This window comes from Kribbella sp. NPDC050241, from assembly GCF_044459685.1.
Lineage (GTDB): Bacteria > Actinomycetota > Actinomycetes > Propionibacteriales > Kribbellaceae > Kribbella.
Genome location: NZ_JBITJE010000018.1, coordinates 1 through 12,474, shown reverse-complemented (window position 1 = coordinate 12,474; position 12,474 = coordinate 1). Strand labels below are relative to the sequence as shown.

The following is a 12,474-nucleotide window of genomic DNA, read 5'->3' as shown; positions in this document are numbered from 1 at the left end:
CGCAGATCATTCCGAGGGTGGCCAGGTGGCGTGGAACTCGGTGATGGTTGCCGTCGCTGCACCACTCTTGAGGAACGGATCGGAGGCAACCGCGTCCTCGACGGCTTTGCGGTCGCCGTCGACGATCATCAGTCCGCCGGTCCGCGGCTCCAGCCGGCCGGCGATCCGCACCAGCCCCCGCGCGAAGAGGCCGGCTGGGTTCTCGTAGTGCTCGGTCAGCAAGCGATCGACGGCCTGGATGTCCTGATACTGCAGCAACACCAGGAACATCTCACACCTCCAGCTTGGGGAGCACCTCACGGCCGAAGACCTCGAGCCACTGCTCCTGGTTGCGACCCACGTTGTGCACGTAGATCCGGTTGAACCCGGCGTCGACATACCGCTGTAGCGATGCGCGGTGGAGATCCGGATCGGACGACACCACCATCCGGCCGTGGAAGTCCTCGGCCCGGACCAGCTGCGCCATCTGCGCGAAATCGTACGGCGATCGAACGTCGGCCTTCGGAAACCTCATGCCACCGTTCGGCCAATGGGCGATTGCGTTCGACCACGCCTCCTCGTCGGACTCGGCCCAGGACAGATGGACCTGCAGCAGCTTCGGCATCGTGTCCGGGTCCTTGCCCGCCTTCCGGGCGCCGACACCGAACTGCTCGAGGATTCCGGCCAGCTTCTCGAGCGAAGCCGCGGGAGTGATCAAACCGTCAGCCAGCTCACCACACTTGCGCGAGGTGTACGGACCGGCCGCCGCCACATACACCGGTGGTGGTACGTCAGGAAGCGTCCACAACCGGGTCGTGTGCAGCTTGAAGAACTCCCCGGCGTGCGTGACATCCTTGCCGCTGAAGAGTTTGCGGATGATCTCCAGCGCCTCGAACATCCGCCGTACCCGCTCCGGCGCCTCCGGCCAGTAGCCGCCGATCACGTGCTCGTTCAGCGCCTCTCCCGACCCGATCCCGAGCCAGGTGCGACCGGGATAGGTCGCCTCGAGCGTCGCCGCCGCCTGCGCCACCAAGGCCGGGTGCAGCCGGAACGACGGGCAGGTGACACCCGGTCCGAGATCGCCGGTGGTGTTCTCGGCGAGCGAGGCAAGCACACTCCAGACGAACGACGCCTGGCCCTGCTGCGGGACCCACGGCTGGAAGTGATCCGCGGCCATCTGCCCGGAGAATCCGTGCCGCTCGGCCAAGGCCGCCGACCGGACGGAGTCCCGCGGCGAGAACTGTTCCAGAGCGGCCGCCATACCGACCTGGACGCCGGTCATGCCGCCGTGCCCTCGGCCGACGGGAAGGCCGGCATCACGTGGCGGGCGAAGAGCCGCATCTGCTCGATCAACTCGTCGACGGTGTTGCCGACGAACAGACTGGCGCAGAAATGATCGAGCCCGGCTTCCTGGTACGCCTGGACCTTCGCGCACACCTCGTCCGGCGTACCGATCAGGTTCGCGTCGAAGTAGGCGTCCAGGTCGACACCCTTCGTCATCGTCGTCTGCAGGGACTTGCGGAACAGGTCGAACGCCGACCGCTCGAACCGCTCGCGGACCTGCTCCTTGGTGTCGCCCAGACAGACCACCGACTGCAGAGCGGTCGCGATCGTCGACGGGTCACGACCGGCCGCCCGGGCGTACGCGTCGACCTTCGCCCGTCCGGACCGGATCCGATCCGGACCGATCTTGGCCGGCAACCAACCGTCACACAACTCCCCGGCCCGCCGGAACGACCCCTCCACGTTGCCGCCGGAGTAGATCGGCAGCGGCGACTGAACCGGCTTCGGATACGACTCGACGTTGTCGAAGCGTCGGTACTTCCCCCGATAACTGGAGTACCGCTCCTCCCACAGCACCCGGAGCGATTCGATACCTTCGGCCGCCAGCCGCGCTCGGGACGCGTCGGCGAGATCCGGCGCCACGCCTTCGAACTCGTCGCGGTAGCCGCCGACCGCGACGCCGAGGGTCACCCGGCCGTCGCTCAACTGGTCCAGTGTCGCGACCTGCTTGGCCAGGAGCACCGGGTCGCGCATCGGCAGTACCAGGATGCCGGTGGTGAGCCGGATCACCGACGTACGGGCAGCGATGTTGGACAGGGTGACCAGGGGTTCGAAGAAGTTGGGCGGCTCCGGCCAGGCGTCCCTGATGAACTGCATCGTGCTCAGGTGGTCGTTCCCGCCGACGTCGTAGTAGCCCATCTGCTCGGCCTCGACCGCCACCCGGATCACGTCCTGTGCGGTCACGAACGGCGTCGGGTACATCATCCCCGCGGTACACGTAGGAGCTTCGACTCCGAACTTCATCCGTTACACCTTCCACCGAGGGTCTGCGTCCATGCCGAAGCTACGTCGGGACGAGGATGGCTCGAATCCGTCACGTGACCGGTCTCCCAGCGCGGACAACGGCTCCCGGCCAGGCGGCTGAGCCGGCCGGGGCAACAACGGCGGGCGTTCTTTCACTGGCCGGACGACTGGTGAGCCCGCGGTCACCGTCACCTGCTCACCGGCATGCATCAGGATCACGCTGGCATCCGGACCGTCGTGCACGGCGTAGGTGACTTCAGACTGATCCACTTCGACCCGCAGCCGGACTCCGCGCCAGCGAACGGAGAAAGTGAGTCCTGCCAAGCCGTCTGGAAGCGCGGGGTCGAAACACAGGACACCTTCCCGTTCCCGCAGACCGCCGAACCCGGCGACCAACGCCGTCCAGGCACCACCCAGGGACGCGATATGCAACCCGCTGCCGGTGTTGTCCTGTAAGTCGAGGAGGTCGATCAGGGCCGCTTCATAGGCGTAGTCGTAGGCCAGGTCCAGCTGGCCCACTTCGGCCGCGACCACCGCCTGGATGCTCGCCGACAACGAGGAATCGCGCACCGTCAGCCGTTCGTAGTAGTCGAAGTTCCGGGCCTTCTGCTCCGGGCTGAACTCCGCAGTACACCAGTACATCCCGAGCAGCAGATCGGCTTGTTTGAGGACCTGTTTGCGGTACAGGTCGAAGTACGGCGCATGCAGCAGGAGCGGATACTTGTCCCGGCTGCCTTCGAAGTCCCACTCGGCGTACGCCGTGAATCCTTCGGACTGTGGGTGCACACCGAGCTCGTCGTCGTACGGGATGTGCACCGCGCCGGCGGCATCCCGCCAGGCGGCCTCCTCCTCCGGATCCACGCCCAGTGCGCGGGCCTTGGCGGGATGACGCGCGGCCGTCTCCGCCGCGACCCGCAGGTTCCGGGCGGCCATCAGGTTCGTGAAGACGTTGTCATCGGCAACTGCGCTGTACTCGTCCGGCCCGGTCATCCCGGGCAGGTGCCATCGGCCGTCGCGGTCATGGTGTCCCAGCGATCTCCACAGGCGAGCCGTTTCGACCAGCAACTCCAGTCCCACCTCCTCGATGAACTGGTCGTCTCCGGTCGCGAGGTAGTAGCGGTTCACGGCCTCCGCGATGTCGGCATTGATGTGGAACGCGGCGGTACCGGCGGGCCAGTACCCGGAGCATTCCTGGCCACGGATCGTCCGCCACGGAAAGGCGGCCCCACGCAAACCGAGGACCTCGGCCCGCTCCTTGGCCAGATCCAGCGTCGAGTGCCGCCAGCGCAAGGCGTCGGCCGCCGCACCGGGCATCGTCAAGGTGAGTACGGGCAGCACGAAGCCCTCGGTGTCCCAGAAGGTGTGGCCGTCGTACCCGTTGCCGGTCAGGCCCTTGGACGGGATCGCCCGCCGCTCGGCCCGGGCGCCCGACTGCAGAACGTGGAAGAGCGCGAACCGGACAGCCTGCTGGAGCTCCGCGTGCCCATGGACTTCGACGTCGGCCGCATCCCAGAAGTCGTCCAGGTAGGCACGCTGCTGGTCGACCAGCCCGTCCCATCCCGAGGCTCGCGCGGCGGCGAGAGCGGCACCCACCTGATCCGCGACGGCGGTCTCGGACCGCAGACTCGACCAACCGTAGGCCAGCAGCTTTACCAGGCGCAGCGACTCCCCTGGCCGGAGCTCGCAGATGACCGTGGTCCGGGCCCAGTCTTCCCGTACGTCGACGTCGATGTCCGCGCGTCCGGGGGTTTCGATGCGATGGGTCATTCCGGCAGCCATCAACTGCCCGCTCGACCTGGTGCGATGGATCAGCGTGACGCCTTCGTCGTCACTGTCGCGCGACACCGCTTGCAACGGCCGATCGAGCGCGGTCGCGACGCGGGGATCTGCCGACAGCGGAGGCTGGGGCTCGTTCGCGACCAACTCCGACTGCACGACGAAGCGTGCGGGCTGGTCCACCGGCTCGACGACGTACTCGATCGCGGCGACAGCCCGCTGGGTCAGGGAAACCAGTCTGCGGGACCTGATGTGGATGCGTTTGCCACCCGGAGAGGTCCACTCGGCGTCGCGCTCCAGAATGCCGGAGCGGAAATCCAGCGACCGCTCGTGTCCGTGCAACTCGCCATAGCGGATGTCGAGGGGCCAGTCGTCGACCAGCAGCCGGATGAGCTTGCCGTTGGTGACATCGACGAGAGTCTGCCCCGACTCCGGATAGCCGTATCCGCTCTCGGCGTACGGCAGCGGCCTGCGTTCGTAGAAGGAGTTCAAGTAGGTGCCGGGTATCCCGAACGGCTCACCCTCGTCGAGATTGCCGCGCAGCCCGATGTGACCGTTGGACAAGGCGAACAGGGACTCCGAATGGGCGAGCGTGTCCAACGGCAGACCGGTCTCGCGCAGCCACCAGGGGTCGATCGGATAGTTGCCTCGGTCAATCATCGCTCATCCCTTCGCAGGCATTCTCATCTCGGCCGGACGCCGTACGATCGCGTTCCATCGCTGGGCAACACTCCGTTCTGCGCTGTCATCGATCCCGGCTCGGGCAGGCCGAACAACCGGCGGCGGAGTAGGTCGAGCGCAACCGGCGGGAGCTTGGCGATCAGGGCGAGCCGGCGCGAGTCCTTGCCGACCAGGTAGCGGGCACGCGGCCGCGGAGCCCTGATCGCGCGAGCCACCGCGGCCGCGACGACGTCGGGTGGGCTGCCCTTCCGCTCTTGGGCGAGGCCGCGCTCGATTACGTGCCTGAAGGTCTCGCCGTACAGCGCATGGCCCTCCGGCCCGAAGTCGTCCAAAGCCTTGGTCGACTCCTTCTCGAGTTTGCCGACAGCCTCGGTATGGATGCTGGCGGGCTCGATCAGGATCACCTTGATTCCCCACGGTGCAAGCTCCAGTCGCAGCGCCTCGGTCAGCGACAGCAGCGCTCGCTTCGCTGCCGCGGTCGGGCCGGCGAACGGCACGGTGATCCGGTCCCCGATCGAGCCGATCATCACGATCCGGCCGCTCGCGACCCGCAGCATCGGCAGGAACGCCTGGCTGACGGCGAGCTGACCGGTCACGTTCACGTCGAGCTGCCGGCGGAAGGTCTCGAGGTCGACGAGTTCCAGGGGCTGGAACATGCCGACGCCGGCATTGTTGACCAGGGCATCGAGTCCGCGGCCGCCGGTATGACGCCGGACGGTGCGCGCGGCATCCTGGATCAGGTCGCGATCGAGCACGTCCATCGTCAAGGCATCGAGACAGCCTCGTCCGGCCGCGAGAACCAGGGCCTTGCCATCCGCGATCCGGCGCACCGTCGCGAACACATGGAAGCCGTCGCCTGCCAGTCGAAGGGCCGTGGCACGCCCGATACCCGTCGACGCCCCGGTCACGAGGACGTGCCGCCGCCCGCAGCTGGATTCCATGACCAGACGGTAGGACCGCTGACGGCAGTGTCTCATCCGTCAGGTGACCGGTTGTGTGCGATCCCGACCAGGCGCAGTAGGTTGTGAACATGCTGTACGGCAGGCAGCCGGAGCGACAACGGATCGAGCATTTGGTCGGGAACCTCACGGACGGAAACCCCGGCCTTCTGGTGATTCGCGGTGAGGCCGGCGCCGGCAAGTCCGTTCTGCTCGACCACGCCGCATCCTGCGCCGGCGACGCCGTACAGGTGCTTCGCGGGTACGGCGTACAGGGCGAGGCTGAGCTGCCTTTCGCCGCGCTGCACCAGCTACTCCGCCCGCTGCTCGATCGCATGGACGACCTGCCGGGCCCACAGGCAGCGGCGCTGCGCAGCGCCTTCGGGTTGATGCCGTCGGAACAGGTGGATCGGATGCTGGTAGGTCTCGGCACGCTGACCCTGTTGTCCGAAGCCGCGGACGAGCGCCCGCTACTCTGCCTCGTCGACGACGCTCATTGGCTGGACAAACCGTCCGCCGACACCTTGTGGTTCGTCGCCGGCCGGCTGGTGGCCGAGAGGATCGGGCTAATCTTCGCCGCACGGGACGAGCAGCCGATCCAGTTTCCGGCTGCGCCAGAGGTCAGGTTGACGGGTCTCGACACCGCCGCGGCGGCCGCGCTGTTGACCGAAAGCCACCCCGATCTGACCGGCGATGTGGTCCGGAGAGTGATCGACGAGACATCGGCGAATCCACTGGCGCTGATCGAGCTGCCGGCCGCCCTGTCCGCCGCGCAACGAGCCGGAGTCGAGCCACTCCCCGGCCCGCTGCCACTGCCGGAGCGGCTGCAGAAGATCTACCAGGTCCAACTCGAGAATCTACCTGCGGCGACCAGAGCCATCCTGCTCCTGAGTGCGGCGGAGGAGAGCTCGGACCTTGCGGTGGTGCTGCGAGCGGCCGGCGCTCGCGGGCTCGACGTGGCCTGCCTGCACCCGGCAGAGGCAGCCGGACTGGTGCGGACCGAGGACTCCGTCAGCGGTCGGCGGATTGTGTTTCGCCACCCACTCCTGCGGGCGGCGGCCTATCGCTCAGCCAGCCTGAGCGAGCGGATCGAGGCCCACCGCTGCCTGGCGCAGGTGCTGGATCCGGAACTCGACGCCGACCGGCGCGCCTGGCACCTGGCGGCCTCCGCCACCGGCCCGGACGACCGTATCGCGGCAGCGCTGGACCATTGCGGTGAGCGAGCCCTGCAGCGTGGAGGTCCGGCCACGGCAGCCACCGCTTTCGAGAAGGCGGCCTGGTTAACCGCAGCGCCGAGCGAACGGGCCCGCCGCCTGTCCGCGGCGGCCCAGGCCGCGAACCTGGCCGGCCATCCAGCCCGCGCCGAACGGCTGGTCGAGCAGTCGGACCGGATGAGCACCGACCTCGTCGTGCAGGCCCACAACCGCCGGCTCCGCGCGAGCATGGCGTTCGACCGCGGCTCACCAGTGAGCACGCACCAGCTGCTGCTGGCCGAGATCGACAAGGTCGCCACCGCGGACTCTGAGCTCGCCGCTCTGATGCTGTTCGACGCGGTGAAGAACGCCTGGTTCGCCAACGACCGCGACTGGTCACGTCAGGCCATCCATGCACTGCGTGCCCTGGTTCTTCCGCCGGACAGTCCGCATCGGTCCGCGGTGCGCGTGGTGCTCGACCTGTCGGATCGGCTCGAGGTATTGACCGACGGGCAGCCACTCGGCCTTCCGGCTGCGTACGACGAGGGCGCTGCCGACCAGAACCGTTCACCGGTGGAGCTGGTGCTTCAGGCTGCGGCCGACCTGTCGCTGGCCGACGACGACGCAGCACTCGCCGCCGCCGAGACCGCCGTACGGGCCTGCCGAACAGGTGGCCAAGTTGGTCTGCTGGTGCTGTCGCTGCAGATCCTGGCCACGGTGGAGATGCTGACCGGTCGCTACCGGTATGCCCTGGCGAACGCGACCGAGGGCCTGGAGTTGTCGACAGTGCTCGGACAGCAAAACCGAGCCTGTCATTTCGAGGCTGTGCTCGCCTGGCTCGAAGCCGTGGCAGGCAAGGAGGAGAGCTGCCGCCGCCTGGCGACGAGCGCGCTGGGCCATGCCGAAGTACATCGAGTGACGCCGGTAGTGGCGATCGGCCGCTGGGCCCTGTGTCTGCTCGATCTCGGCATCGGACATCCCGATTCAGCGCTGGAGCAACCAACCTTCCGCGATGCCGGCACGTCGGAGCACCCGCTGGTGTCAGTCCTGCAGACGCCCGACCTGATCGAGGCGGCCGCCCGGACCGGTCGTCCTGACGAGGTGCGCGACCGTCTCGCCAAGCTGTCCGCCTGGGCGACCGACAGCGGCAGGCCGGCCGCACGTGCGGTCGACTTGCGCTGCCGTGCGCTTGTTGCGAACGACGAGAAGACTGCGGGCGACTTGTACCGGGCAGCGCTGGACCTGCACGACGAAGCGAGCCGCGCGGGCCAGCCCAGGCCGTTCGACCGGGCCCGGACGCAGCTCCTGTACGGCGAATGGCTGCGACGGCAACGACGCCGTACCGAGGCCCGGGTCCCGTTGCGTGCGGCCGCCGACACGTTCGATCAGCTCGGCGCGTCACCGTGGAGCGAGCGGGCCGGCAACGAACTCCGCGCAGCCGGAGACACCAGCCGCACCACGCAACCAGCGCCACTCGCGGACCTCACGCCGCAGGAACTCCAGGTGATCCGATTAGCTCGCGAAGGAGCAAGCAACCGGGAGATCGGCGCACAACTCTTCCTGAGCCCCCGCACAGTCGCGTACCACCTGCAAAAGGTCTTCCGAAAGCTCTCGATCCGCTCCCGGGTCGAACTCGCCCAACTGTCCTTCACAGAACCCCCCGACAAACCACCCGGCCTTGCTTGACCGGCCTCGCATTCGGCGCCGGAAGCGCAGGACTGACCAGATTGACTCGAGGCTCCTCGCTTCGCGGATTCGCGACCGGCCTGCCAATTGTCGGCTACCTGGACCTCGTCGGGTGCATGGCCCTCGGTGTCTCCGGCCCGATCCTGAGGGCCACCGGCTACGGCCTCGACCTGCGCAAGACCCAACCGTACTGCGGCTACGAGAAGTACGACTTCGAGGTCCAGACCTGGGACACCGCCGACGCCTACGGCCGGCATCGGGTCCGGCTCAACGAGATGCACGAGTCGCTGAAGATCGTCGAGCAGTGCGCCGACCAGCTGGCCAAGATGGACGGCGATCCGGTGATGGTGGCCGACAAGAAGATCGGCTGGCCGAGCCAGCTGGCCGTCGGCGCCGACGGGATGGGCAACTCCCTCGACCACATCAAGCACATCATGGGCGAGTCGATGGAAGCGCTGATCCATCACTTCAAGCTGGTCACCGAGGGCTTCCGGGTCCCGGCCGGCCAGGCCTACGTGGCGATCGAGTCGCCGCGCGGCGAGCTCGGCGCGCACGTCGTCTCCGACGGCGGCACCAAGCCGTACCGGGTGCACTTCCGCGACCCGTCCTTCAGCAACTGCCAAGCCGTGCCCGCCATGACTATCGGTGGCCAGGTCGCCGATTTCGTCGTCGTACTCGCCAGCATCGACCCAATCTCCGGTGGGGTCGATCGCTGATCGACCACTCCGGAGACACCGGTCGTTCGACGGATGCGGCGGTCTTCCGATCAAACCTAGGCTGACACGGCGCCGACAAGGTCTGCTGCCGCACGGGGGATGCGGTGAGAATCTTCATCCAAGAAGCTGGCCATGAAGACAGTCCGGCGGAGTCAGTCCGAGGAGTTCCCGGAAGGAGAAACAATGGATGCCAAGACCTTGCAGGCCTATGACAGTGCCGCTGAGGCTTTTGCTGACGATTGGGACAGTCAGCCTGCTGGTACCGATTTGCAGTCTCTGGTCCGACGCTACTTCACGCCTGGTCTGACCGCTGACGTCGGCTGCGGTAGCGGTCGGGACGCTGCCTGGCTGAACGCGGACGGCTTCCCCACGATTGGTCTCGAGCCGTCCCAGGGATTGCTCGCTGAGGCGAAACGCAGGCATCCGGACGTCACCTTCAGGTGTGCAGCGCTGCCCGAATTGAAAGGTGTTGCCGACGGCACCTTCAACAATGTGCTCTGCGAGACCGTGATCATGCATCTCGAGCCGTCGGCCGTCGCGAACTCGGTGCGACGCCTGGTGGAAATCCTGCAGCCCGGCGGTACGCTCTACCTCACCTGGCGAGTGACTGAAGGTTCAGACCAGCGTGACGATGCCGGCCGCCTGTACGCCGTGGTCGACCCCGAGATCGTCTTTGCCGCCCTGAACGGAGCGGACCTGCTGCTAGAGGAAGAGCTGCTCAACAGTAGTTCCGGCAAGACGATCCACCGTCTGATCGCGCGTAAACACCAGCATGATCACTGATGTCCGGCCGCTCCGAGTGTCAACGACGGCACGACGGCAGCAAATCCCGCTGCGCGGCCGAGCAACGTTTCACAGGCTCCTCACCTGGCTCCACAAAGGACTCCTATGACGCTCCCAGCAGCAAACGAAGGCAGCCCCCGTCCCGTCGCAGGGGCAGATTGCACACCGACGATGAATCAGTAGCCAATATCTACGAGCCCGGGGGCGGGCAGATGCCGATCGAACAGGTCAGCGTGCCTCGCGCCCACGGTGATGAGGCGCAATGATGCACGACGAAGTCCTGCCGACCCGAATGGAAGACATCTACCGAGCACATTCTACAAGGGTGCGACGTCTCGCCTATCGGTTGACGGGAAATCCTCACGACGCCGAGGATCTGGCTCAAGACGTGTTCCTCAGGGCCTTCCGCTATCTGTACACGTACACGCCCGGCAACTTCGAGGGCTGGCTGTGCCGTATCACCACCAACCTCTTTCGCGACAGGTTCAACTCCGCGCACCGCGTCAGACTCGAAGCGTTGCCCGACGATGCTCACGACACGGTGGCCTGCTCCGACCGGTCCCCCGCTGACACCTTCGATAATCGCAGGCTCGGCGACGACTTGCTGACAGCGCTCAACGGGCTCCCGCCACGCCTGCGTGACCCGGTCGTTCTCCGCGATGTCGAAGGTCTGCCCTATCTGCAGATTGCCACAATCCTGAACATCAAGGTCGGCACCGTCCAGAGCCGGATCCACCGCGGCCGAGCCAGACTACGCAACGACCTGGCCGATCACTCCCCAAACCGTCGCACAGGGAACGTCTTTGGAACCCGTACTGGCGCCTGATGAGATCCCCACCGAAACCTGCATGAAGATGAGTGGGTTGCCACGGTTCGACATCGGTTTGTGTGATCGTCGGCCTGCCCTACTGGCGAATCGCTTGTACGAACGCCACTCGTCCGAAGAATGTCTCGGTCCGAACACCCACGTGCGCCTTCATCGGCCACCCGCCAGTCACCGACGCGTTCGGACTTCTGGAACTGCCTCGCGGTGATCCGAGTCCTCATGCACCGGGCGGTCGACCGGTTGGTCGAGCCCGCCGTTGGCGAGCGCAGATGAACGGGCAGCCCAATCGCGTTAATCGTTCCACAGAGCGCGGCCATATGCGCACCATCTTCCAGCGCAGCACAGCGGCCGCAGACCAACTGTTCATAGACATCAGGGTTCACTCCAGTTCAGCGGGCCCTTCGATCACCTGCATACCAAGCTGCTCGGCAACCATGGCCATGATGTCTTGAACGGCAATCGTGTCAGCCAGCGGCATGATGTCGCTCTCGGTGTTGCCACTGGCAACGCACTGGCTGACCTCCATCAACTCGTGGGCATAACCGGCTCCACTGAGCGGAGCGTTGATGACCTCTGCGTCGCGCCCGTCCCGATGGAGCACCATCCGGGTTGGATAATGGAAGCGGGGAGGCACTTGGATCCAGCCTCTTGTACCTAACACTCGGGCCTCACCTGGTGCCGGGCTGCGCAGAGAGGCGAACAACAGCGCCGAGCGGCCGTCTGCGTAGCGCAGCAGCACCGATTCCTCCACATCGATCCCGCTGTCGTGCAGGACACCATGTGCGACAACGCGCTCTGGGATACCCAGGAGCATTTGGGCGAACGACATCGGATAGACGCCGAGATGGAACAACAATCCATCGCCGAGCGCGGGGTCGTACGACTGGCTTCTGGGATCCACAGGGTGACGCGGCCCGAGATCCGCGGTCACGGTGCAGACTTCACCGATCGCTCCGTCCGCTACTAACTGGCGTAGCCGCACAACGGCCGGGCAGAATCGCGTCCACATCGCCTCCATAGCGAAGCAGCCGGCCATGCGTGCTGCCGCGACAACCTCACGGGTTGCCGCCGGAGTAACTGTGAAAGATTTCTCAACCAGGACCGCCTTGCCCGCGGCCAGCGCCGCCAAGGCAAGGGCCCGGTGCTGAGGGTGCGGCGTGGTCACATAGACCACATCCACGGTGGAATCATTGATCAAGTCTCGATAAGAGCCGTGCGCGATGGCGCCTTTCCGGCGGCCGGCCAACGCGGTGTGCGTCGCGGCGAACCTTTCTGCTCGCTCGAGGGATCTTGAGCCGACGGCAGAGAGTACTGCGTTAGGCACGAGGGTGAGGTCTCTCAGTGCCCGGTCGGCGATCGACCCTGTGCCGGCCACACCCCAGCGAACGATCGCGTCCGCATTCATGTCTATTTACCCCGTTCAGTCGATACCTACGGTGCCCACGTTAGTGTCGCGTGTCGTTGATTAGTTTACGTCTGGGTTCGGGGAGAATCGGTGTCATGTATGTGGCCCGGGCTCTGCGGCTTCGTGATGGTGATCGTGCGCGGTTGGAGGCGGTGACGCGGGCGTCGACGGCTCCTGCCGGGGT

General features: G+C 66.4%; 9 protein-coding genes and 1 pseudogene. 4 read left to right on the top strand and 6 right to left on the bottom strand.

Translation table 11 applies throughout. The features are described 5' to 3' along the window. Positions 1–6: 6 nt before the first annotated feature. From ACIBG5_RS41315 to ACIBG5_RS41295, 5 genes are read right to left on the bottom strand one after another with little or no spacing between them, the layout of a single operon-like run. Positions 7–270: a YciI family protein gene (locus ACIBG5_RS41315; protein WP_396397554.1), complete on the bottom strand. Its 264-nt coding sequence runs from the start codon at positions 268–270 to the stop codon at positions 7–9. Position 271: 1 nt separating this feature from the next. Continuing rightward, a complete protein-coding gene (locus ACIBG5_RS41310) occupies positions 272–1,261 on the bottom strand; it encodes a TIGR03557 family F420-dependent LLM class oxidoreductase (protein WP_396397552.1) in 990 nt (329 codons plus the stop codon). Then, positions 1,258–2,286: an LLM class flavin-dependent oxidoreductase gene (locus ACIBG5_RS41305; protein WP_396397550.1), complete on the bottom strand. Its 1,029-nt coding sequence runs from the start codon at positions 2,284–2,286 to the stop codon at positions 1,258–1,260. Before ACIBG5_RS41305 ends, ACIBG5_RS41310 begins: the two co-directional genes overlap by 4 nt. Positions 2,287–2,289: 3 nt before the next feature. After that, a complete protein-coding gene (locus tag ACIBG5_RS41300) occupies positions 2,290–4,722 on the bottom strand; it encodes a glycoside hydrolase family 65 protein (protein ID WP_396397549.1) in 2,433 nt (810 codons plus the stop codon). A gap of 23 nt (positions 4,723–4,745) precedes the next feature. Then, positions 4,746–5,684 carry an SDR family NAD(P)-dependent oxidoreductase gene (locus ACIBG5_RS41295; protein ID WP_396397548.1) on the bottom strand — a complete coding sequence of 313 codons (939 nt, stop codon included), beginning with the start codon at positions 5,682–5,684 and terminating at the stop codon, positions 4,746–4,748. Between the two features lie 89 nt (positions 5,685–5,773). Between ACIBG5_RS41295 and ACIBG5_RS41290 the strand changes: the two genes are divergently transcribed. The 4 genes and pseudogenes from ACIBG5_RS41290 (at position 5,774) to ACIBG5_RS41275 (ending at position 10,885) form a co-directional block, all read left to right on the top strand. Then, complete coding sequence (locus tag ACIBG5_RS41290) at positions 5,774–8,560, top strand: AAA family ATPase (RefSeq protein WP_396397546.1); 2,787 nt, start codon at positions 5,774–5,776, stop codon at positions 8,558–8,560. 89 nt (positions 8,561–8,649) lie between these two features. Then, positions 8,650–9,276: pseudogene (locus ACIBG5_RS41285) on the top strand (NADH dehydrogenase subunit D); the annotation flags it as partial. Between the two features lie 183 nt (positions 9,277–9,459). Next, entirely contained in the window at positions 9,460–10,059 is a 600-nt protein-coding gene (locus ACIBG5_RS41280; RefSeq protein WP_396397545.1) for a class I SAM-dependent methyltransferase, read from the top strand. Between the two features lie 262 nt (positions 10,060–10,321). Further along, a complete protein-coding gene (locus tag ACIBG5_RS41275) occupies positions 10,322–10,885 on the top strand; it encodes a sigma-70 family RNA polymerase sigma factor (protein WP_396397544.1) in 564 nt (187 codons plus the stop codon). A gap of 379 nt (positions 10,886–11,264) precedes the next feature. On the opposite strand, the gene ACIBG5_RS41270 is transcribed toward ACIBG5_RS41275, so the two are convergent. Further along, complete coding sequence (locus ACIBG5_RS41270) at positions 11,265–12,290, bottom strand: Gfo/Idh/MocA family protein (protein ID WP_396397543.1); 1,026 nt, start codon at positions 12,288–12,290, stop codon at positions 11,265–11,267. Between the last annotated feature and the right edge of the window lie 184 nt (positions 12,291–12,474).